This window comes from Aquirhabdus sp., assembly GCF_046462495.1.
Taxonomy (GTDB): domain Bacteria; phylum Pseudomonadota; class Gammaproteobacteria; order Pseudomonadales; family Moraxellaceae; genus Aquirhabdus.
The window spans coordinates 111,502-134,560 of sequence record NZ_JBKGVE010000003.1 but is presented as its reverse complement, the minus strand read 5'-3'; the positions used below and the strand labels follow the sequence as shown (position 1 = coordinate 134,560).

Below are 23,059 nucleotides of genomic sequence, written 5' to 3'. Positions count from 1 at the left end.
CGATCTGTGACGTGTTTAGGGGGTGACAGGGCACTACCGCTTTAATCTGCCCAACCAACAGTTTCAACAATCCGGATTCCGGTTTGTTCTGTTGCGGCAGAACATTTGGTCAAGATAATACCACCGATGCTCAAACTCGCGTCGAGTTCCAAGAGTGGTTGCACGACAAATGACCGCTCTAAAATTCCGATATGTGGGATAGTGAGACGTTCATCTTGCATAATCATCTGCTTAGGAACAGGATTCTCTGCATTATCGCTTGCGAAAATGTCCCCTTCATCCATAATCAAAATATCTAAATCGAGGGTACGCTCCCCCCAACGACGAACGCGAACACGACCAGCAAGTTGCTCTATCTTTTGTAAGGCATCAAGTAAGTCGTGAGGGGGGAGGGTCGTGTGAATCAGAGCGACTGCATTTAGGTAGTCGGGTTGGTCTTGGGGACCCATTGGGCTGCTGGCATATAAACTTGAGACTTGAGTTTTGTTCGTACTCAGGCCCTGTAATGCATGGACTGCATCACGCAGAATCTGGTGTGAGTCGCCAGATTCATTCGCAAGATTACTGCCCAAACCGATAAAAGCACGCGCCATTTATGACGCATCTTCTGATTGAGCCGACACGATGGTTGGTTCAATTTGAATCGGTTTACTGCGCGGTTGGCGACGACGTGGGGCGAGGCTATAGCGACTATCGCTGCTATTGCTCGAGCCTTGACCGTCGTTACGATTGGATCGACGTTTTGCACGAAGATTGGCATGAATCATCGCCGGATCATCTGAGGGCAGCAATTGAATGGCCTCCACTGACTCAAGAGGCTTGTCATTCATTGGAGCCGATTTGATCGGCGTGCTTTCGTCAAAAATCGCCGCTTCTTGCACTTCAGCCGCAAGTGCTGCAAGGGTTTGCTCATGTGTCGCTGTTTTAGGCTTACGATTTCGTACACGCTTTGCTTTGGTTGTTGGTGTCGTGATATTCAATGTTGCGTTATCTACCGTATTTTGAGTCGTGATTTCTGCTGTAGAAACGCTATGATCAGCTTCAGCAATCACTGCTTGTAAGGGCTGTACGGTTTCACCTGCTTGACGTTTACGTTGCAGGCGCTGTTGCAAACGATTGAGATCGGCAATGGCGCGTTCACGACCATCATTACTCAAAGTTTGGTAGTCATGCCACCATTGACCCATGGTGCCCACTAATGCATCACCAGTTTGCTCACGCATAAGCAAAAAGTCAAAGCCCGCACGAAAGCGCGGGTGTGCGGCGAGTGCTGGAACTTGGCGTGGTTTGGGCTGTTCTAAACGCGGCTGTAATTCCCACACTTCACGGATGAACATTTCGCTAAAGCGTGGAATGGCGGTGTGTTTAGACTGACGGCGTAGTACGTCGAGACCCGCTTGTGTCCATGCGATGGAATGCGGGGCACCTGTGGCAACCAGTTCTTTGACGCGCGCAAGGAATGGTTCCCACAGCAACACGGCGTAGAAGAATGCTGGATTAATGTTTTTACCGATCGCGATCCGCGCATCCGTATTTTCTGCGGCTTGCTTGATCAGGGGGGTCAGTTCCGGCGAGACGTCAATAAAGAGACGATTCCAGACATGATACTTAACCATGAGAGGCAAGAGTGGTGCTAAATGACCGCCCGAAAACATCTTCTGTGTTTCGTCGTAAATACGGTGCGGAGAGACTTCAAGCAATAATTGGGTCATTGCGGGTGTCAAAACTTTGGTGATCTCGGGATCAATCTTGAACTCGAGCTTCGCTGCAAAGCGCAATGTCCGCAACATCCGCACAGGATCTTCTTCAAAGCGGACAGTTGGTTTGCCTTGTAGGGTCAGTTGCTTATTTTTGATATCTGAAATCGCGTGGGTAAAGTCTAGAACGACTCCTTCGCGTGGCTGGTAATACATGGCATTGATGGTGAAGTCACGGCGCACGTAGTCCTGCTGGATGGTTCCCCAGACGTTGTCCCGGGTAATCATGCCCGAGGCTGTCGTTGAGACTTTACGTGGAGGTGCGCGGAAAGTGGCAACTTCGATCATTTCACGGCCGGAGTAGACGTGAGCAAGCTCAAAACGTCGTCCGATAATGCGTGAGCGTTTGCCAAAAACGTCGCGAATTTGGGCTGGAGTTGCGTTGGTTACCGCATCAAAATCTTTAGGACGTAAACCCAATAATAAGTCGCGTACACCGCCGCCAACGATATATGCCTTAAATCCTGCACGCATGAGGGTGTCGATGACATCCAAAATTGCGGCGGAAACCATGGATTCGTTAAGACCTAAACTTGAGGCGGAGAGGGTTTTCAGAGGCACAGATGCTCCTTAATGTGAGCGGAATTGCATAATACTGGAGAGATAATACTACATTATGCAACTGTTTTAAGGATTGTTTTAATGGTTCATTTCGTGATCAATGGCATGGCGCTGATGATTAGCCACCGGTCATATTCATAAAGCGCACAATTTGCGGTTCATTATTTAGGTCAAAGTGATGTTTTTCGGGTTTCATCAGTAGTGCTGTTTTGATACGAGAGGCAATGAGTTCATCACGATCCCCTGCACGTAGCAAGGGCATTAAATCGGTCCCTTCCTCATTGCCCAGACAGAGCAGGAGGCGTCCTTCGCTGGTGACGCGCACACGATTACAGTCGCCACAAAAATTATGACTATGCGGGGAGATAAAACCGATGCGAGTGCCGTGCGGATTTTGAGGCAGAGCGATTTGCCAATAGCGTGAGGGACCGCTGGTGTGATGTGTGCTCGATTGTAAATCAAAACGCGTTTGGATCACTTGGCGAACCTCAAGACTGGACATAAATGCCAGTTGTCTTGAGTGTTCATCGATAACACCCAGTGGCATTTCTTCAATGAAGCTGATGTCTAAACCGCGTGCAGTTGCAAATTCAACCAGAGGTAAGATTTGATCGTCATTGCGCCCCTTCATCATGACGACATTGAGCTTAATTGAAAATCCCACTGATTGAGCCGCATCAATGCCATTGAGCACATCTTTGAGATGACCTGTCCGGGTTAATTCATGGAATTGGTGATCATTCAGCGTATCTAAACTGATATTAAGGCGCGATAAGCCCGCTTGTTTGAGAGGTGCCGCCAGTTTGTCTAAGCGGGAGCCATTGGTGGTCATGACGACCTCGCCAGATTGCGCCAGTTGCTCAACTAACCACGGCAGATCGCGACGAATCAGAGGTTCACCGCCCGTGAGGCGAAATGTTTCCACACCGAGGCTGGCAAAGATTTGACCTAAACGTACCAACTCTTCAAGCGTCAAAACGCGGTCACGAGGCAGAAATTGCATGTCCTCACTCATGCAGTACACACAGCGAAAGTCACAACGATCCGTGACCGACAGCCGAACGTATTTGATCGAACGCGCAAACGGGTCGATGAGTTCGGGCTTTTTGAGTTGATCAGCATGTGCATTCATGCGCGTTATTGTTGCTCCAGATCTAAATTAGCTGTTTGGGTGGAGATACGCTCTAAACGTTTTGCCTCATCCCATAACTGATCCATGGTGGCTAAATCCGCTTCCTCAAGGCTGATTCCTTGAGTTTTGAGTTGTTTCTCCACGAAACTAAAGCGTCTACGAAACTTGGCGATGGTGCCGAGTAATGCACTTTCGCTCTGAATTCCTGATTTTCTGGCCACATTGACCAGTGCAAAGAAACTATCGCCCAGTTCATCTTCGATCTTTGTCTGGTCTTTAGTGGCAATTGCTTCATCCAGTTCGGCAATTTCTTCAGACAGTTTATCACGCGCACCTTGGACATCCGGCCAGTCAAAGCCGACTTTGGCAGCGAGTTTTTGTAAAGAGTGGGCTTGGATGAGTGGGGAGCCATGTTTGACATCATTTAAAATGGAAGTCAGTTCTCCCTTGGCTGCACGTTCCGTTTGCTTGACTTGTTCCCAAAGCACACGGACATCAGAAGCTTGCGCTGCAACATCATCACCATAGACATGGGGATGACGTCGAATCAGTTTTTGGGAAAGTGTCTGGGCGATGTCAAAGAAATCAAAATGCCCTTGCTCAGCATGTATTTGAGCTTGAAAGACCACCTGTAGCAGCAAGTCGCCGAGTTCATCACGAATATGATCAATATTGCCTGTTTGAATAGCTGCTTCGACTTCGTAGGCTTCCTCAATGGCATAGCGTGTCAGACTGGCTGGCGTTTGCGCTTGATCCCATGGACACTCTGCACGAAGGCGGCTCATGACGGCGAGTAGCTCAAGCAGCGGTTCGCTCACATGCGGTTCTTGGGAGTGGGTCGATGGCTCTGAGATCATTGGATTGGTCGTCATGGCTAGGTGGATGAATGAAAGTGGTGAGGCGTGAAATAGAGATTTTGAATCTGTCGTGGATCCAGTTTGCGTGTCTCTTCGAATCAATTGTACGTGAAAGGATAGTGCATCACTATACTTATGCTCGATGTGCTTTAACTTACGAGATGATAAAGTTGCTTTACTCTAGTGCGACCAAGTCGCGAATTAGTCGATAGACGTGGCGGTATTTTGTTTATTCTGATAAAAAAATAGCTTATATTCATTGACAATATACCGTGATATGCGTTTCATTTAGGTGTGTTCGTTATATTCGTATTCATTTGCCTAGTTGACCACCCATGACAACCGCGACGCCAGATCGTGAACTTGAGTTAAATCAAGGGCGCGTCCAGCCAACTGCTTTTGAAAAAGCAGGCTTTACCCATTCAAGTTGGAGTCATCTTCCAGACTTGACGGCTGGTCTACGGGCGACGCTTAGTGAATATCTGCTTGACTCGCAAATTAAACAAGTCATGGATGCCTGCGCTTTTGCCGATACTGCCCATTTAGGCGTAACACGCAAAAGTGGTGAGCCTTATATTGTTCACCCGATTGCGGTGGCAGAAGTATTGGGCAATATGCGGCTCGATACTGAAAGCCTGATGGCTGCGCTACTACATGATGTGATTGAAGATACTGAAGTTAGTAAAGAAGAAATTGAACAGCGTTTTGGACAAACCGTTGCGGATATTGTCGATGGCTTGACCAAGCTCACGGTTTCCAATGATAAAAATGATAATAAAGCTGCAACCTTACGTAAAATCCTGACCGCGACCTTAAATGATCCTCGCGTCATCGTGATCAAGCTTGCCGATCGTCTCCATAATATGTCGACCCTTGCGGCGCTCAAGCCTGATAGGCGACGGGCGATTGCTTCGGAAACCTTGAATATTTTTGTCCCGATGGGGCGCTTGGTTGGTGTCAATGAGATTGCCGATCAGCTTGAAATTCTGTGTTATGAAAATCTAGAGCCTGAGCTGTTTAAACGCTTGCATGATGAGTTGGTACAAAGTACCGATGACCGACTGCGCGCAAAGCAGCATTGGGCAGGTGAGATCGGGCGCTTTATTGCGGAACATCACTTACACGGCACCCCGATTTGTATTAATAATGACATTACACTCTATCAGCGCTTCTTAAATGAACATGCGGATATTCCGACCTTATTGCATACCCACGCTTATGAGATAGAACTTGAAAGCATCGCGGAATGCGATCAGTTTGCAGCGGTGGTTCGTGAGCATTTCTTATGGTCACAATTGACCGATCATATTCGTAATCCACTACCCGGCGGTAATCAAGCACTGCAGTTATCGCTCAGTGATGAGCGGGGAAGACTTGACATCACGCTCCGTACTCAGTTAATGCGTAAAGCCGCGCAATTGGGCGTGGTACTGGGTGATATTGCACCGCAGTCATCGCGTTCTGCGATTCAGGCTTCGCTACGTAATTTAGGTGAGCTGATCGATAAAGATTGTGCGACCAATACTTTTGATGCACTGCTGGATTATCTGCATCGTGAAAAAATCTCTGTCTATACACCAGATGGCGATTTGCATGAGCTCCCGCAAGGTGCGACTGCGGTTGATTTTGCCTATGCCGCCAGTTTATATCTGGGTAATCATGCCATTGCTGCAACTATCGATGGTCAACCCTGTCCACTGGCGACACCACTCAGTACCGGACAAGTGATCGAGATCATTACGGATGATCTAGCAACTCCTAATCCAGACTGGTTGGGCTTTGTGAATACGGGTAAGGCACGACGTGCCATCCAGCAAGTGCTTAAAGCCTCTGAACCCACGGATCGTTTGGCCTTGGGCCAACAAGCTTTAAGCCGTGCGTTGCAACTGTATCAAATTGATATTCAAAGTTTGTCTGATGAAGATTGGTTAGGTGTATTGGACTGGCAGCATCTAAAAGGCAAAGCCCAACTCTTTGAAAAAATTGCGCTCGGCGCACTCTTGCCGCAAATGGTTGCGACCCGACTGCTCACGCATCTTTCCGAGTCGCATGGTGCAGCCATTGCTGAAAATTCATTGCATGTCAATCAATCCAATAATTTGATTGTTGGTACTGATGGTTTGGATGTGCGCTATGCACCGTGCTGTATTCCTATTCTCGGTGACCGCATCGATGGTCATTTGACCCGACGTGGGCTTGTGGTTCATCGCAGACGTTGTCCGAATTTAAAGCATGAACTCAATCGCCATCCTGAAAATGTGGTGAGATTACATTGGCAAACCGCTACAGATACCGACCCGCGTTTCCCTGTACACCTCAAAATCGATCGTCCGATCACTGATGAAGAAAGCACACAGCTCATTTATTTGATCCGCCAGTTTCAAGGTGGGGTTGAGCGTTTAGAAAGCTTGGAAGAATCGAGCAACCTCTCTGTTTTAGTCCGTGATCGTAATCATCTCGCTCGCTTAATTCAGGAAATGCGGATTTTGCTGGATTTTCCGAGGGTGACGCGGTTTGGGGTTTAATAATCTACGTCTACATTGGTATTTAAATTATAAAAATAGCAATTACCTCAAAAAACGTTATTCAATATTCTTTTTCTATGTTATGAACATAATATGTTGATTAACTAGATCAATTAAATGAGGTTGGTTGTGTATATTAAAATATTAAAACTTAAAAATTGGCGTAATTTCCGCGAAGCGGAGATTAATATGTCATTAATATCATACGTTATTGGTCCTAATGCCTCAGGTAAGTCCAACTCTCTTGATGTCTTAAGGTTTATGAGAGATATCTGCAAAGCGGATGGTGGAGGGTTGCAAAAAGCAGTTAAAGATCGAGGTAATATCTCAAAACTCAGGTGCTTACATAGCCGTCAAGATACTGAAATAAAACTTGAATTCCACTTCGTTGACCAACCTGATGATGACCTTATAAGTTGGCGATATGTCTTGGGTTTCAAGGCAGAGGGTAGGGGTAATCATCGAATACTTATTTCGACAGAAGAGGTTTGGCAAGGCGATACTAAATTGTTAAGTAGACCAGATGATGAAGACAAGGTAGATCGACAGTTATTGACAGAAACTGCATTAGAACAAACTAGAGCAAATAAAAAATTTAGAGAAGTTTCAGACTTTTTTGCAAATATTACCTATTTGCATTTAGTTCCCCAGTTGTTGAAATTTGGCGATGTTATTGGCGGTAATCGAATAGAAGGGGATCCTTTTGGTCAAGGATTTTTAGAAAGAATTGCTAAGACCCCTAAGCGAGTTCGTGATTCTCGACTTGGCAAAATTGCTCTTGCATTATCTAAAGCAGTTCCGCGCTTTAAAGAGTTACGCTTTTCTCAGGATGAAATGGGTCATCCACATTTGGAGGCTCTTTATGAGCATTATCGTCCAAATGCTGGGTGGCAAAGAGAGGACACTTTCTCCGATGGTACCTTACGCTTATTGGGGATTTTATGGTCATTGCAAGATGGATCAGGGTTGCTTCTATTAGAAGAACCAGAAATTTCCCTTAATGAGGGTGTTATTGAACAAATACCTTTATTAATTGATACGATCCAACGTAGCAATAGAAAAGCTAGAAGACAAATTATTATTACAACGCATAGCCAAGCATTGTTAAGAAATAGCGGAATTGACTATCGTGGGGTCATTGTTTTAGAGCCCCAAAAAGAGGGAACAAAAGCTAGGAAAATTGATGAAGTTGAACAAGTTGGTTTGGATGCAGGGCTTACAATCGCTGATGTAGTTCTTCCTAAAACTCGTCCAGAAACTATAGAACAAATGGGACTCTGGGAATGAAGGGTTTTTATATTGCAGTTGAAGATCAACTTAGTAATGCTGTAGCTGTAAAAATATTATCACATTATCATCCGACCGTTCCTATCGTAGCTTCAATTGTCACAAATGGAAATCAAGAGCTGAAGAAGAAAATAGAGTCTTTGATAAGTGTAGCAAGAATCTTACCAGTTTTAGTCTTAACTGACCTTGATCAAATATCTTGTGCTCCTCGTTTAATTGAAAGTTGGATACATTTTAAAAATATACCTGCCCAGTTTTTTTTTCGGGTAGTGGTTAAGGAAATAGAAAGTTGGCTTCTGGCAGATAAAGAAGGTTTCTCTGGGTTCATAGGTTCCCCTTTGACAATGATTCCTAATAATGTTGAAACTTTAGATTCAAAGCGGGCATTACTACAATTAACCCAACGCTATGGGACTCGATCACTCAAAGCTGATATTTTGCCAGCAAGAGGAAGTCCGAGCAAAGTTGGAATAGGATACAACCAGTGTTTAATTAAATTCGTCAATGATACTTGGTCTGTCGAAAGCGCCATACAGAACTCCCAAAGTCTAGCCCGTGCATGTAGAAGAATAGAAGAGTATTCTGCGCTATAGTATTTACTATCCATTGTTCGAAATATAATTAAATCTATTTTAGAGTATCGATTTACTACTTATGACAGCTTCTCTAATCCCCCTTCCTGAACGTATCCGTCCGCGTCGTTTATCCGATGTTATTGGTCAGCAGCATCTACTAGGTGAACATGGTCCACTGAGACAAGCTGTTGATCAGGGGCGCCTGCCATCAATCATCTTTTGGGGACCACCCGGTGTAGGTAAGACCACGTTGGCACTGCTCTTGGCTGAGGCCGTTGATCGTCCATTGATTAGTTTGTCGGCGATCAGTGCCGGGGTTAAAGATATTCGCGATGTGATTGGGCAGGGCGGTGAGCAAGCGGGATTATTGGCACCGCCAGTGGTGTTTATCGATGAGATTCATCGCTTCAATAAGTCTCAACAAGATGCACTACTTGCAGCGGTTGAGAAGGGCAAAATCACGCTGATTGGTGCAACCACCGAGAATCCTTCATTTGAAGTGAATTCTGCGTTGTTATCTCGCTGTCAGGTTTATACCCTGCATGGCCTGAGTCGTGAGGAACTGATCGCGGTGGTTGAGCGGGCACTGACTCTGGATACGGAGCTTAAGAATCGCAGTATTGTGCTGCGCGAACCGGATGCATTGTTGCAGTTGTCTGGCGGAGATGCACGTAAACTACTCAATCTGCTGGAGCTGATCGTCGATACGCAGCCAGTAGATGCCGACGTGGTGATCACCAATGATTTGGTGCTACAAAGTGCACAGCAAAATATCGTACGCTACGATAAATCGGGTGACCAGCACTACGATATTGTCTCTGCATTCATTAAGTCGATGCGCGGCAGTGACCCCGATGCGGCGCTGTATTGGATGGCGCGTATGATTAAAGGCGGGGAAGACCCGGTATTTATCGCGCGGCGTATGCTGATCTTGGCATCGGAAGATATTGGCAATGCCAATCCCAATGCATTGCTCCTTGCGGGAGAGTGCTTCCGTGCGGTGCAAGCGATTGGTTACCCTGAGTGCCGCATTATTTTAGGGCAAACGGTGGTGTATTTGGCGACCAGTCCGAAAAGCAACAGTACCTATCTTGCGATTAACGCTGCATTGGATCTGGCTGAGAAAACTGCAGAGCTTCCTGTGCCGATGCACCTTCGCAATGCGCCAACCCGCCTAATGAAAGAGCAGGGCTATGGCGTGGGTTATAAATATGCGCATGACTTTGCGGGAAACTTTGTACAGCAGGAGTTTTTACCGGAACGTCTGCAAGGAACAGTTTTTTATCAAGCCGGCGATAACCCGCGTGAGCGTGAAACGGCCAAGGCAATGAGCGATAAGTGGCAGAACTTTAAGAAAAAGTAATAAGGTCTATATGGTTTGACCCTCTTGACAGTGACACATTGTCCTGAATTTTTTTTTCGTGAAAATGGATTCTTGGAACGGATATTGCTTACCACATGGTTAGTATGTTTTTCATTTTGAAAATGCACGATCTGTATTTTAAAAACTGAAAAAACATTTTCAAAATACATGATCTGTATCACGAAAAAATTGAGGTTAGAGCAATGAGTACTTCCAGCAAGTGGGAATCGTTAGATGTTCATTTATTACAAGTTTTGTATGCGTTGCTTTCGGAAAGTAGTGTGTCAAATGCAGCAAGGCGTTTGAACCAGTCACAACCAGCAGTCAGTACTTCTCTTCGTCGTTTACGTGAAATTACCGGGGATCAACTATTGGTGCGTAGCCGCAACGGTATGATTCCAACGGAGCGTGGACAAGCATTACTCGAACCTGTGCGTACCGCGCTGAGCCAAATTGAGGCGATCGGCATTCAACAGGTGCGTTTTGACCCTAGCCAGTCACGTCGGGTCTATAACTTGGCAACACCGGACTATTTAAGTGCAGTGATGCTGGGTGAGATGATGAGCCGGATTCGCAGGCTTGCACCGAACTCACAAGTGATCCTGCATTCACTTGGACCTGATTTTAACTATAGCAATGCATTAGAAACAGGGATGCTCGATGGCGTGATCGCCAACTGGCCTCAGCCACCAGAGCATTTACGTTTAGCACCATTGTTTGAAGATGAAGTGGTGTGCCTGATGCGTAAAGCGCATCCATTGGCGGGGCAGACACTGACCAAAGATACCTATTTGAATGCAGAGCATCTGGTGCCGACACCGTATACGGTAGGGCAGCGCGGCGTCATTGATTTACATCTGGCCAAAGAGCGCTTGAAGCGCAATGTCGTGGTGTATGTCCCGTATTTTAATATGGTGCCGTATATGCTGATGCAGATGGATGCGGTGTTTTCTGCCCCGCGTATTTTTGCAGAGCATTTCTGTTCATTGATGCCGCTTAAGGTCTCTGATATTCCCATTGATTTTCCGCCGATTCCATTCTATTTGCTTTGGCATGATCGATCACACCATTCCGAAGAGTGTCGTTGGTTCCGCGAACAGGTGATTGCGGTGATGAGAGATACCAAGTCTGCATATTTACGTCCTCAGTCTACACCGGCAAAAGTTCAAGCACCATTGTCAACCAAGCAGCCAGCTCCTCATGTTGCTTATGCTTAATGTCTGACTTGAACTAAAGCGGATAGATTGAAAAAGTAGCGATAAAAAAGCACTGTACCCAGAAGGTATAGTGCTTTTTTAGTGGCTGACATTATCCTTTTCTGAGGTATCCGTTAGGCATCAATCAAGAGTCCATCTAGGCGTAGGCTAGCGATACGGCTGATTTGTTGCAGAGCCTGCTCAAATTCCTGCTCCGCCGTGTGATCAAGCCGGGTTTGGATCGCGGCAATGATGGCATCGACATTCATGCCGCGCACAGCGACAATAAAGGGCCAACCGAACTTTTCCATATACGCAGCATTAAGTTGCTGGATTTTTATCAGTTGTTCGGGGGTGCAGGCATTAAGTCCTGCACCGGCTTGCTCATGAGTAGATTCTTTGGTGAGTTGTCCTGAAGCGGCTGCTTTACCAGCAAGTTCAGGGTGAGCACGAATCAGGTCTAAGAGCTCATCACGGCTTGCGCACCACATCGCGGATTGCAGCGCACGTTCAAGGTCACTGCGATTGTGGAACGGGCGATCTGCCCAAGCGCGTGCAGCAACCCAAGGTGAATGTTCAAAAATGCCTTCTAATTTGAGCACAAAATCAGATTGATCCAATTTCGACAGTGCGGTGACCGCAATATGCGATGTCGGCTGCGCATCGATCTTAGGCAGTGTGGTCAAGGTCATAAAAGGTTTCCCTGCGCTTGGTGATTTGTATCGGGTTTCTGTATGGATTGATCTATCAATCTTTGTGTATACGGTGAAAGTATAAGATTCTGTAAACGGCATCAAGTGGGTGCATGCATATACCGAAGTTGCGCTAATTCATATAAACCCATCAGCACGTGCAGCATGGAGCTGATGGGTGTTGTTTGAGCTAGGGTATTGATTTATTGTTTATTTGTGGTACTGTCGAGCCATGTGCGAAGCTGTTCACGTTCTGCATCGGTCATGCCCGTTTTATTCATAAATGGCATGGTGTGGCTGTCGACCGCATTGGCGCGAATGCGTGCTGCCCATTGCTTCATTTGAGCTTCATTGTCCAGCATCACACCCATGGGGGCTGTCGTGAATGTTGAGTCGGTTGGTGTTTTGGAGTGACACACTGCACAGCGTTCTTTGATGATCGACTGTGCTTGCGCGTTGATATCCCCTGAAGGCGCTTGAACCGCGTTGGTTACCGTTGGTACGGCGCTGCTGGCGGGTGTTGTATTCAGGGGTAAACCTTCACTCACTGGCGTTGAAATGCGCGGCACGCGTTTCACGGGCTTGGGAGCTTCTGGCATATGCGGCTTTAAGATGAAGGCCAAGGCGAAGAATGCGATAAAGCCGCTAATCAGGATTGGAGGATGAATTTTGCCATGATGGCGCAGATTGAAAAAATGACGTACCCACATACCGAGTAACACCAAAATCACCAGTACCAGCCATGCATGGGCATTGCCATAGGTCATCGGATAGTGGTTGCTTAGCATGAGAAAAACGATGGGTAAGGTGCCGTAATTGTTATGCAATGAGCGTAGTTTTGCCGCTTGGGCATAGGCTGGATTTGGAGTCTTGTTGAAGCGTACGGCTTCTACCAGTTTGGTTTGAGCAGGCATGATGACCCGCCAAACGTTGAAAACCATACAGGTACCGATCGATACCCCGACCAGTAGATAAGCCGCACGACCACTAAAAATGTGGTTGAGCGTAAAACTCAGCAGACCAATCAGTACGATGAGCAGCGCCGCAAAGGCTTTACCCTGAGTACGTGCGAAGTTCGTACGACAGAGCGCATCGTAGATTAACCAACTGCCAAAAATGGCGGCAAGCGCTACGGCTACGCCGATTTTAGGTGTGAACGCAACCTTGCTGGGATCAATCAGATAGGTTGTTGCTCCAAAAAAATACATGAGCGATAGCAATAAAAAACCACTCAGCCACGTGCTATAGGCTTCCCATTTAAACCAATGCAGATGCTTGGGCATCTCTGGTGGGGCGAGCTGATATTTGGCGACCTCATAGAATCCGCCGCCATGAATCGCCCAGAGGTCGCCCTTGATTCCTTTGTCTTTTTTTTCCTGAGGGGGCTCTGCGAGGCTATTATCGAGCCAGACGAAATAGAATGATGCGCCAATCCAGGCAATTGCCGTGATCACGTGGATAAAACGAACCAGTAAATTCAGCCAGTCCAACAGATATGCGCTCATGGCTTCTCCCACGCTTTCTTTAGCGTAAATGTTTAAAAGTAATGATCAAAAAAATTAGCTACCGCGATAAGTGCTATAGCCGTATGGATTCAGGAGTAAGGGGACGTGCAAGTGTTTGAGTGCACCATCGGACTGAAACTGTAGGCTGACTTCAGGAAAGAAAGCCGCTTGTCCACGTGCTGCAAAATAATCGACTAAGTGAAAGGTCAAGCGGTAGTGACCAATGAGCGCAAAGACTTGCTCGCCCCAATAGCGGATTCGCCCGTCGGGATCGGTCACTCCCGATCCCAAATGATGCCATGCATGATCTTGCCAGATGGCGAGTTCCACAGGGATATCGGCTGCGGGTAAGCCGCGACTGGTATCGAGAACATGCGTGCTGATTGTCAGCATTATCGACTCCATGAGAAAAAGGATTATGGATAAGAAAGCAAGTAGGATGGATCCAGATCATCTTCGATGCAGTTCACCCCAGAGCCTTGACGATCGACCACCAGAAAATCACAGGTTTTATGCAAAGCCAATAAGGGGTGATGCCAAACGCCAGCGTGATAGTTGACCCCTTGGTTTGCCGTGGCTATAAAAGCGCGAAGCTGCCGAGGAGAGTCAGTTCCTGTTGCCACAACCACCAGATAAGGCTCACCTGAAAGCGGGATAAAGGCTTGACTACCGAGGGGATGTTTTTCCAGCATATTGATAGAAAAGGGAAAGTTTCGAGCCTCGGCTCGGAAAATAGAGATAATGGCGCGAGAGTGGTTTTCACGCGCGACATCATTATTCTCTTCGAGCAGCTCAACCGCAGCCAAGGCGTGAAAACGCTCAGTCGTGCCGTTGTTAATCAGGAATGAGTGTGCAGATTCGGTCTGAATCACATCACCAAAAGGGGCGAAAGATTCAGTCGTCAATGGCTCAATCTTCAAGGTCATCGGGTCAGACATGACTTGCTCCTTAAGTGTTCACTGCACTGAATCGACTTTGCCCCAAAGGCGTAAACGACTGATACCGCCATCTGGGATGCTGTTGAGACGGACGTGACTGATTTTCCCGAGCTTACTGATTTCATTGATATAGCTATGGATACTATCGGCAGTCAGGGGCTGTTCAGGAATGAGATAAGGCCAGAACATACTGCGCGTAACTAATGCCCGCTCCAAAGTCACTTCTTCAAATGCGGCTTGAATCGAAAAACGATCAGGGAAATTTCCTTTGAAGTGCGCGGTATCGATTTCAATTTTTTCAATCGTGCCCGCTTGTCCAAGTGCCAGTATGCACCACTCGTTGCCGGGCTCACGGCGACGGCGAGTTTCCCAACCATCTCCCATGTCTTTACCGCGACCCGGTTTTAATATCTGACGAGGTTCACCGTAGTGGGCATCGCTCCATGCCACTTGGCGACCACCATTTTCAAGGGCGATTAAGTCGTAACTTTGACTCAAATCCCGATTTTCCCAGTTGCACCATGGCAAACCATAAATGCGCAGCCGTGCCATGCCGCCATCCGGCCAAATATGCAAGCGCACATGACTAATCGTTTGCTGGCTATCTATCGTATGAAAGTGATGTTGATTTCCAGATAGGGCAACTGAATCAATCAGCGTCACCCAAGTTGTCTCTTCATCGGGCTCACCTTCCGCACAGAAACAGCCTTCAAGAGATGCCGCTGGTGGAAAGTTTCCGGAAAAGAAACTGGTATCAAAGTCTACGCCCAGCAGTGTGCCAGCATAGGCCAAGCGAACCACGCACCAGTCATGACCGGTATTGCGACGACGACGAGTCTCCCAGCCATCCATCCACTTGCCATTGTCATCATACAGCCCAGGATAGAAGCGAGCAGGCGCAGGGTTCAGCATACGCTCGCGCGGTGCGAAGAACTCATCGGTTACGCTAAGGACGACGGCATTTAAACTGCCATCGGCAAGGTTCATACCGGTCTTGGCAAACTCAGGAAGTTCAACGGCAGGTGATTCAATAAAATCCATGAGGCGTTTCTCTACAATAAAATGAAATTTCAATATATGCGTTTAAGGGGTTTGGAAAGGGTGGTTTTCGATCCAATGCTTTGCGATATCGACGCGACGACAAACCCAGACATGATCGTGTTTTTGCACATAATCTAAAAAATGCTGTAAGGCTTTGAAGCGCCCAGGTCGTCCAATCAGTCGGCAATGCAGTCCAATAGAAAGCATTTTGGGTGCTGTGCTGCCTTCGGCATAGAGGATATCGAAGGCATCCCGGAGATAGTGGAAAAAGTCATCACCCGTTGCAAAACCTTGTGGCAATGAGAAGCGCATGTCATTGGTATCTAGGGTATAGGGCACGATCAAGTGTGGTTTTTTCTCGCCGCTCGATAGCTCGACTTGTGTCCAAAAGGGCAAGTCATCCCCGTAATAATCACTGTCATACAAGATTGCGCCTTGTTCGAGTTGATTCTGTTCAACCAGTAGACGCCGTGTGTTGGGACTATCGCGACCGGTATACCAGCCTTGGGGCGCTGCACCATAGAGTTCTTTGAAAAGCGTGATGCATTCTTGCATATGGGCACGTTCGGTTGCTTCATCGATGTTTTGATAGCTAATCCAGCGCAAGCCGTGCGCGGCAATCTCATGTCCCAGTTCTTGAAACTTCAGTGCCAGTTCTGGGTGGCGTGCTAAAGCCATGCCGACACCAAAAATGGTCAGGGGGAGATTACGCCGTTCAAATTCATGCAAAATGCGCCACACCCCAGCACGAGAACCATATTCATAGATGGATTCCATCGATAAATGTCTGTCTTCAAATGCAGGAGGATTAAACATTTCGGAGAGGAATTGTTCCGATCCTGCGTCCCCATGCAAAATGCTGTTTTCACCCCCTTCTTCATAATTCAGTACGAATTGGACGGCGATGCGTGCTCCATTGGGCCAGTTGGCATGTGGTGGTGTTGCACCATAACCGATCAAATCGCGCGGGTAGCTGGTGATGGACTTGGACATGCTTGTCGCTCCTCAAAAGACCGCTAAATGAATCCTATGCATTGATTTTTCGCAGGAAACAGCATCTGTTTTATCTAGGCGTTGCTTGAATCGGGGGCGGAATAAATCCGTGATTTTGATCATTTTAGCTTATATTGGCAGAGCTTTATTTCTTATACAAGATCAGTTATGGAGAACATGCGGGACTATCTATAGTCTTAAAATTGGTCAGGGTTTTGCAAAATGAATAACAAGAAATAAGTTAATCACAAAATTGACTTAGTAGTAAGACCATCACTTAAGCTTAGGGGGAGTTCATAATGATTGCTCAGTCAGTCAGCGTTTTAAACACGGCCATTTCGACGAAAAAGTTAAAAAATAGCCTGCTTTGCGGGCTGGGGCTGTTGGCTTTGGGGACACAAATTCATGCGGCAGAGTGGAGTGATACGTCATTGGGATGGCGTTATGGCACCACATTCGCTGAACCCTATGACAACAAACCCGATGGTAGTCGTCAGGATATCAGTAAGAATATCATCTCTTTAAATCACGTCAGCGGCTATAAATACGGTACCAACTTCTTTAATGCGGATGTGCTGCTATCGGATGATAAGGATCCGGGCAAAGGCACTAAAGACGGCGCTCAAGAGGTGTATGTGGTATATCGCAATACCTTCAATTTAGGCAAAGCGTTTAAAAAGGACTTAAAGATTGGTCCGATTCAAGGGTTTGGGATTACCGGTGGTTTTGATCTTAATACCAAAAATGACAGTTATGGCTCTAAAAAACGCATGCTGGTGCTTGGACCGACCATCATGATGGATGTGCCGGGATTTCTTAAAATCAGTGTATTGGCACTGAATGAGAGCAATGACCCTGCGGGGATTGATAAGCGATATACCTACGATACCCATCCGATGTTAGAAATGGTCTGGGGGATGCCGGTGTTCTCATTGCCATTATCCTTTGAGGGCTATGCACTTTTTATCGGACCTAAAGGGAAAAGTGAGTTTGGCAGTGCAACCGCGCCCGAAACTCATGTAGATATGCAAGTCATGTATGACTTAGGTGCTGATCTGGGCATGTCTAAAAAGACGTTCCGCGTGGGTGCTGAATATGAATATTGGCATAACAAATTCGGTAACCCAGAATCTCAAGCGGGCAAGGGTGCAACGGCAAGTACGCCGATGATCCGAGCGGAATATCATTTTTAATCCGCACTTAAGAGCTTAACGATATCCCCTTACGTACAGTTTGGGGATTTTTTTTGACGGCAGATATCTTGTTAATTTCATAAAAATAATGCTTTTAAATAGTCATTTATAGCGACCATCTGGTTTCTTGATGGCGTGGTTATTGCACCTTTAATTTTGACAGATCATTTATTTTGCGTGGGTTGTTTCGCTGTTTGAGCAACTGCATGCTTTTTTGTTTTGAGAGCATCTATGCTGACCTTCATCAAAAAATCATTATTTATCCAAGTGCTCTTTGCTTTGATTGTGGGTGTCATCATTGGTGTGATCGTGCCTGATTTGGGTTTAGATCTAAAACCACTTGGCGATGGCTTTATTAAGTTGATCAAGATGATCGTGGCGCCGATCGTCTTTTGCGTGGTGGTGCTTGGCATTTATGGGGCAGGTAACCTGAAGAAAGTCGGGCGTGTAGGCGGTAAAACGATTCTTTATTTTGAGGTTGTGACCACGGTGGCACTGGCTTTGGGATTACTCATGGCCTTCGTCTTAAAGCCAGGTGTCGGGATGAATATCAATACCCAGACGCTGGATGGAACATCCATGGCGACTTATGTCGAGCGCACCAAAAGCCTGCATAGTGTGTCTGATTATTTGCTCAATATTATCCCCTCGACGGTTGTGGATGCTTTTGCGCAAGGCGACATTTTGCAGGTGCTATTGATCGCGCTGCTCTTTGGTGCAGGTATGTCGATGATTGGTGAGCCAGCCAAGCCGGTGGCAGACTTTTTGGAGAGTCTGTCACAAATTCTCTTCCGCATCATGGGCATGATTATTAAATTGGCGCCATTGGGCGTGCTGGGTGCAATTGCATATACCACGGCCAAATATGGCGTGACATCCCTCAAGCAGTTAGGGATGTTGGTGCTGGTTTTTTATATCAGTTGCATCAGTTTTATCGTGGTGATTTTGGGGCTGATCTTGAAGTTGGTCGGCTTTAATATTTTTAAGCTCATCGGATATCTAAGAGAGGAGTTACTCATCGTATTGGGTACGGCATCCTCAGATGCCGTCTTGCCACAAATTATGCGTAAGCTCACCCAATTGGGCATTAAAGAGTCAACGGTCGGCTTGGTGATTCCAACTGGGTATTCATTCAATTTGGATGGATTTTCGATTTATCTCAGTTTGGCGGTGGTGTTCATTGCACAAGCGACCAATACGCCGCTATCCATGCATGATTTAGGGTTAATTCTACTGGTCTCACTACTGACGTCTAAAGGTGCACATGGCATTCCGGGGTCTGCGATCGTGATTTTGGCCGCGACATTGTCTGCGATTCCGGCGATTCCTGCCATTGGCCTGGTCCTGATTCTATCGATTGATTGGTTTGTGGGGATTGCACGTGCACTGACCAATTTGATAGGCAATTGCGTTGCGACTGTGGTAATTGCTGTTTGGGAGCGAGATATTGATCGGGTGCAAGCGCAAAAAATGCTGGATGCCGTATCGATTAAAGACCTGAGTTAAGAATTCATTAACTCAGGTCCCTGATATGACTTGATCTTTGAGTTATGCCTCAAAGGAGATTTTATGGCCTTGAATATGAGTCGCATAGATATTGCGTTCATCGCCCATGATCATCAGCGCAAAAAGCCGCTCAGATAACGACTCTACACCTTGTAGGCGATAATCCAGTTCCTCAATTGTACTGGTGTCGATCACGATAAAGTCGGCTTCTTTACCAGATGTGAAGTTACCAATAAACGAATCGAGATAAAGCCCTTTAGCCCCGCCCAAGGTCGCCAAATACCAGCCGCGCAGTGCGGACAGCGGTTGTTTGTGCACTTGAGCGACTTTGTAGGCTTCGCCGAGGGTACGAATCAGGCTGAATGAGGTGCCACCGCCGACATCTGTTGCAAGGCCGATGCGGACATTGGCTTCGGCTACTTTACTGTAATCAAAGAAGCCACTGCCCAAGAATAAGTTAGACGTCGGACAGAAGGCTGCGGCAGTGCCTTGCTCACTCATCGATTGGATTTCACGCGGGGATAGGTGAATGCAGTGGCCGTAAATGGTTCGCTCTCCCGTCAACCCATAGTACTCATAGACATTCAGGTAGTCGAAGCGCTCTGGAAACAAGCTACGCACCCAATGAATTTCATCCCAATTTTCAGCAAGATGAGACTGGACATGTAAATCTGGGCGACTGTGATAGAGCTCACCAGCGATGTGGAGTTGTTCCGGCGTGGAGGTCGGTGCAAAGCGTGGGGTGATGCTATAGCGTAGACGTCCCTTGCCATGCCAGCGATCAATCAAGTCTTGGCTTTCAATTCCCGATTGTTCCGCAGTGTCACGTAGATTATCCGGACAGTGGCGATCCATCATGACCTTGCCACACAGCATTCTTAAGCCATATTTCTCTGCAGTTTGCATAAAGGCATCGACGGATGTCGGATGCACGGTCGCAAAGACCGAGGCGGTGGTGGTACCGTGAGCCAGCAGGCGTTTGACGAAGTATTCCGCACCGCGCAGTGCAACATCGGGATCTGCAAATGCCGCTTCGGTGGGGAAGGTGTAGTCATTGAGCCAATCCAGGAGCTGTCGCCCATAAGACCCGATGACCTTAGCTTGGGGATAGTGGCAATGGGTATCGACGAGTCCTGGCATGATGAGTTTGCCCGAATAGTCATACAGCGTTGCCCGACTTAGTTTTTCTGGTGTGATGTTTGAGGTGATCGTTTCCCAGTTGCCGACTTTGAGAACCTTACCCTGCTCAATCCATAAAGCACCGTCTGCGAAGTATTCATACGACGACGGATCGTCATGAATCGGGTCACTCAGAAAGTGCAAAATTTGACCACGAACTAACGTTAAAGCGGATGACATAACCCTGTGCCTCAGTGCATGAATGATGCACGTATTCGAAAGAAATAACGATTGTGAGAAAACTTAAATCATAAGCTGACGCGCAAAATGATTGTGCTGCTCAATCAAGACTGGCAGTTCAACCGTTGTCAGACGCCCCTCACGCACCACCACTTTGCCGTTGATCACGGAGAGATCGACTTGCTGAGGCACACAAAAGACTAAAGCCGCGACAGGATCATGCACTGCGCCTCCTGCCATCGCCAAAGTATCACTTCTAAACGCAACTACATCTGCGGACATGCCTATCGCCAGTGCCCCGATATCATCCCGACCCAATACGCGTGCGCCGCCCAGTGTGGCCATCTCTAAGGCTTGCCGTGCATTCATTGCCGACTGCCCATGACCTACGCGTGCAAGCAGCATGGCTTGTCGTGCCTCACCGAGCATATGCGCACCATCATTGGAGGCTGAACCATCGACACCCAGTCCAACAGCAACGCCTGCTTCCCGAAGCGCTGGAATGGGCGCAATGCCTGAAGCCAGTCGCATGTTCGAGCAAGGACAATGTGCAATCCCCGTGCCTGTCCGTGCAAACAGTGCAATTCCTGCGTGATCGAGTTTGACGCAATGCGCGTGCCAGACATCTTCACCGACCCAACCCAGTGAGTCTGCATACTCGGCAGGAGTCATGCCGAACTTGGCGCGGCTATAGGCAATATCGTTGTCATTTTCAGCTAAGTGGGTATGCAGAGAGACATGATAAGAGCGGGCGAGTACTGCGGACTCACGCATCAGATCGCGACTGACTGAGAAGGGAGAGCAGGGTGCAACAGCAATACGCAACATGGCGTGACGTTCGGGATTGTGCCAGCGTTCAAGCAGACGCTGTGTGTCTTTCAGGATAAAGTCTTCTGCTTCGACCAGATGATCAGGGGGGAGGCCCCCTTGGCTTTCGCCCACACTCATGCTGCCACGGCAGGCATGAAAGCGCATTCCAATTTGATGGGCTGCCTCAATTGAATCATCCAGACGGCAGCCATTGGGGTAGATATACAAGTGATCGCTGGATGTGGTGCAACCCGACAGAATGAGCTCAGACATGGCAGTTAGCGTCGAAACCTTGATCATTTCAGGCGTTAGTCCTGCCCAGATCGGATACAGTCGCTGTAACCATGCGAAAAGCTCGGCATCTTGTGCGCCGGGGATCGCGCGAGTCAGGCTTTGGTACATATGGTGGTGGGTATTAATCAATCCCGGGAGCAGAATGCGCCCTGTCATATTGATGACTTCATCTGCCTCGGCAGCATACTTTGCCAGTTCTGCACTGCTCCCTACTGCCTCTATCACACCATCCCGAATCCATACGGAGCCATCTTTGATTTCTCGACGCGTAGTATCCATGGTGATGACGACGTCGGCATGCTTGAGGAGGAGTGTAGACATGGGTTTTCCTTATTTCATTGCAGGTGCAGTTTTGGAGCAGGTGTATTTTTCTCTCAAGGATTATATGAGAGAAGTGTTAGCTGGCGATGCATACGATGAGATTATCGGTTCTGTCGTGGTGGGTTTTATTTCCTTGTTTCATCTGGCTTTGATGAAACAAGGAAAGCTGATCGGCATCACCTCAGGGCAAAAATGATTTACCCAATGATGCAGGCAAATTCATCTGGAGGACCTTGCGATCACGTGAAATGACGACTAGCACAACGATGGTTGCGACATAGGGTAAGGCCGCTAGGAGCTGTACCGGAAGGTTAATGCCCAGTGCCTGCGCTTGGAATTGCAAGATGGTGACACCGCCAAACAGGTAAGCACCCAGCATCAGGCGAGCGGGTTTCCATGTGGCAAAGACCACCAATGCAATCGCAATCCAGCCGCGCCCGGCGACCATATTTTCAACCCAAAGTGGGGTATAGACCGTCGATAGATAAGCACCGCCTATACCGGCCATCGCTCCGCCAAACAGGGTGGCACCATAGCGAATGGCCAGAACAGGATAGCCGATTGCATGGGCGGCTTCAGGGGATTCGCCTACCGCTTTAAGCAATAACCCTAAGCGTGTCTTGGCCAGTACCCACCAGACGATCCCAAAGGCAATGATCGAAAGATACACCACGAAGTCTTGGTGAAAGAGAACCTTGCCGAGAAAGGGGATGTCAGAAAGCAGAGGAATATCCCACGGTTTTAGACCCGGCAGGCTATAACTGACATAGTGCTGACCAATAAATGCCGAAAGTCCTACACCAAAGATGGTGAGTGCCAGACCACATGCCGCTTGGTTTGCGGCTAAAGATAAGGCCAGAATGGCAAAGAGCAGCGCGGCTCCCATGCCAGCCGCTGCACCGGCAAGCAGTCCTGCTCCAGCGCCCATACCTGTCTCAGCCGCACAGGCAAAACCTGCCACAGCACCAATCAGCATCATCCCTTCGACACCGAGATTGATGACTCCGGTACGTTCGGTGACTAATTCGCCAAGACCCGCAAAAATGAGCGGCGTGCCTGCTGCGAGCGTGCCTGCAAGGATCGGAACTAAATCAAGCATGGCGTTATTTCCTCAAAATCCAATAATTCAAAATAGGGCTTCTTATCTATGTGCA

20 protein-coding genes and 1 pseudogene are annotated in these 23,059 nt (G+C 47.6%); 8 read left to right on the top strand and 13 right to left on the bottom strand.

Translation table 11 applies throughout. The features are described from left to right. Window positions 1-41: 41 nt before the first annotated feature. The 4 genes and pseudogenes from folK to mazG form a co-directional block, all read right to left on the bottom strand. Window positions 42-593: a 2-amino-4-hydroxy-6-hydroxymethyldihydropteridine diphosphokinase gene (gene folK / locus ACLHG7_RS02310; protein WP_410209466.1), complete on the bottom strand. Its 552-nt coding sequence runs from the start codon at window positions 591-593 to the stop codon at window positions 42-44. A gap of 471 nt (window positions 594-1,064) precedes the next feature. Further along, window positions 1,065-2,312 (bottom strand): annotated as a pseudogene (pcnB, locus tag ACLHG7_RS02305) (polynucleotide adenylyltransferase PcnB); the annotation flags it as partial. 124 nt (window positions 2,313-2,436) lie between these two features. Next, window positions 2,437-3,450 carry a GTP 3',8-cyclase MoaA gene (moaA, locus tag ACLHG7_RS02300; RefSeq protein ID WP_410209465.1) on the bottom strand — a complete coding sequence of 338 codons (1,014 nt, stop codon included), beginning with the start codon at window positions 3,448-3,450 and terminating at the stop codon, window positions 2,437-2,439. A 5-nt stretch (window positions 3,451-3,455) separates the two neighbouring features. Continuing rightward, window positions 3,456-4,307 carry a nucleoside triphosphate pyrophosphohydrolase gene (gene mazG / locus ACLHG7_RS02295; protein ID WP_410209677.1) on the bottom strand — a complete coding sequence of 284 codons (852 nt, stop codon included), beginning with the start codon at window positions 4,305-4,307 and terminating at the stop codon, window positions 3,456-3,458. Window positions 4,308-4,642: 335 nt separating this feature from the next. On the opposite strand from mazG, the gene ACLHG7_RS02290 reads away from it, so the two are divergent. The 5 genes from ACLHG7_RS02290 to ACLHG7_RS02270 all read left to right on the top strand — a co-directional run bounded on the left by ACLHG7_RS02290 (window position 4,643) and on the right by ACLHG7_RS02270 (window position 11,274). After that, the gene (locus ACLHG7_RS02290; RefSeq protein WP_410209464.1) at window positions 4,643-6,832 is read left to right on the top strand and encodes a RelA/SpoT family protein; all 2,190 of its coding nucleotides are present in this window, start codon (window positions 4,643-4,645) and stop codon (window positions 6,830-6,832) included. A gap of 129 nt (window positions 6,833-6,961) precedes the next feature. After that, complete coding sequence (locus ACLHG7_RS02285) at window positions 6,962-8,119, top strand: AAA family ATPase (protein ID WP_410209463.1); 1,158 nt, start codon at window positions 6,962-6,964, stop codon at window positions 8,117-8,119. Next, on the top strand, window positions 8,116-8,712 hold the full coding sequence (locus tag ACLHG7_RS02280) for a hypothetical protein (protein ID WP_410209462.1): 597 nt from the start codon (window positions 8,116-8,118) through the stop codon (window positions 8,710-8,712). Before ACLHG7_RS02285 ends, ACLHG7_RS02280 begins: the two co-directional genes overlap by 4 nt. 61 nt (window positions 8,713-8,773) lie before the next feature. Next, window positions 8,774-10,057 (top strand): replication-associated recombination protein A, encoded by a 1,284-nt coding sequence (locus ACLHG7_RS02275; RefSeq protein ID WP_410209461.1) that lies wholly within the window; start codon window positions 8,774-8,776, stop codon window positions 10,055-10,057. A gap of 203 nt (window positions 10,058-10,260) precedes the next feature. After that, window positions 10,261-11,274, top strand: coding sequence for a LysR substrate-binding domain-containing protein (locus ACLHG7_RS02270; RefSeq protein ID WP_410209460.1), 1,014 nt, complete (start codon window positions 10,261-10,263; stop codon window positions 11,272-11,274). 113 nt (window positions 11,275-11,387) lie between these two features. On the opposite strand, the gene uraD is transcribed toward ACLHG7_RS02270, so the two are convergent. The 6 genes from uraD to puuE form a co-directional block, all read right to left on the bottom strand. Beyond that, window positions 11,388-11,945: a 2-oxo-4-hydroxy-4-carboxy-5-ureidoimidazoline decarboxylase gene (uraD, locus tag ACLHG7_RS02265; RefSeq protein WP_410209459.1), complete on the bottom strand. Its 558-nt coding sequence runs from the start codon at window positions 11,943-11,945 to the stop codon at window positions 11,388-11,390. A gap of 203 nt (window positions 11,946-12,148) precedes the next feature. Then, window positions 12,149-13,450: a urate hydroxylase PuuD gene (locus tag ACLHG7_RS02260; protein ID WP_410209458.1), complete on the bottom strand. Its 1,302-nt coding sequence runs from the start codon at window positions 13,448-13,450 to the stop codon at window positions 12,149-12,151. Window positions 13,451-13,504: 54 nt separating this feature from the next. Beyond that, a complete protein-coding gene (uraH, locus tag ACLHG7_RS02255) occupies window positions 13,505-13,843 on the bottom strand; it encodes a hydroxyisourate hydrolase (protein ID WP_410209457.1) in 339 nt (112 codons plus the stop codon). Between the two features lie 23 nt (window positions 13,844-13,866). Next, window positions 13,867-14,388 carry an ureidoglycolate lyase gene (locus ACLHG7_RS02250; RefSeq protein ID WP_410209456.1) on the bottom strand — a complete coding sequence of 174 codons (522 nt, stop codon included), beginning with the start codon at window positions 14,386-14,388 and terminating at the stop codon, window positions 13,867-13,869. Window positions 14,389-14,406: 18 nt separating this feature from the next. Beyond that, window positions 14,407-15,429, bottom strand: coding sequence for an allantoicase (gene alc, locus ACLHG7_RS02245; RefSeq protein ID WP_410209455.1), 1,023 nt, complete (start codon window positions 15,427-15,429; stop codon window positions 14,407-14,409). A 42-nt stretch (window positions 15,430-15,471) separates the two neighbouring features. After that, a complete protein-coding gene (gene puuE, locus ACLHG7_RS02240; RefSeq protein ID WP_410209454.1) occupies window positions 15,472-16,422 on the bottom strand; it encodes an allantoinase PuuE in 951 nt (316 codons plus the stop codon). A gap of 299 nt (window positions 16,423-16,721) precedes the next feature. On the opposite strand from puuE, the gene ACLHG7_RS02235 reads away from it, so the two are divergent. Next, window positions 16,722-17,615: an outer envelope protein gene (locus ACLHG7_RS02235; protein ID WP_410209453.1), complete on the top strand. Its 894-nt coding sequence runs from the start codon at window positions 16,722-16,724 to the stop codon at window positions 17,613-17,615. 231 nt (window positions 17,616-17,846) lie between these two features. Next, on the top strand, window positions 17,847-19,121 hold the full coding sequence (gene dctA / locus ACLHG7_RS02230; RefSeq protein ID WP_410209452.1) for a C4-dicarboxylate transporter DctA: 1,275 nt from the start codon (window positions 17,847-17,849) through the stop codon (window positions 19,119-19,121). A 42-nt stretch (window positions 19,122-19,163) separates the two neighbouring features. On the opposite strand, the gene guaD is transcribed toward dctA, so the two are convergent. Then, complete coding sequence (gene guaD, locus ACLHG7_RS02225) at window positions 19,164-20,480, bottom strand: guanine deaminase (RefSeq protein ID WP_410209451.1); 1,317 nt, start codon at window positions 20,478-20,480, stop codon at window positions 19,164-19,166. Between the two features lie 63 nt (window positions 20,481-20,543). Next, complete coding sequence (locus ACLHG7_RS02220; RefSeq protein WP_410209450.1) at window positions 20,544-21,905, bottom strand: 8-oxoguanine deaminase; 1,362 nt, start codon at window positions 21,903-21,905, stop codon at window positions 20,544-20,546. Between ACLHG7_RS02220 and ACLHG7_RS02215 the strand changes: the two genes are divergently transcribed. Then, window positions 21,904-22,101 (top strand): hypothetical protein, encoded by a 198-nt coding sequence (locus ACLHG7_RS02215; protein ID WP_410209449.1) that lies wholly within the window; start codon window positions 21,904-21,906, stop codon window positions 22,099-22,101. The two genes, ACLHG7_RS02220 and ACLHG7_RS02215, sit on opposite strands and share 2 nt — an antisense overlap. On the opposite strand, the gene ACLHG7_RS02210 is transcribed toward ACLHG7_RS02215, so the two are convergent. Beyond that, entirely contained in the window at window positions 22,087-23,004 is a 918-nt protein-coding gene (locus ACLHG7_RS02210; protein WP_410209448.1) for an ABC transporter permease, read from the bottom strand. The genes ACLHG7_RS02215 and ACLHG7_RS02210 overlap by 15 nt on opposite strands. Between the last annotated feature and the right edge of the window lie 55 nt (window positions 23,005-23,059).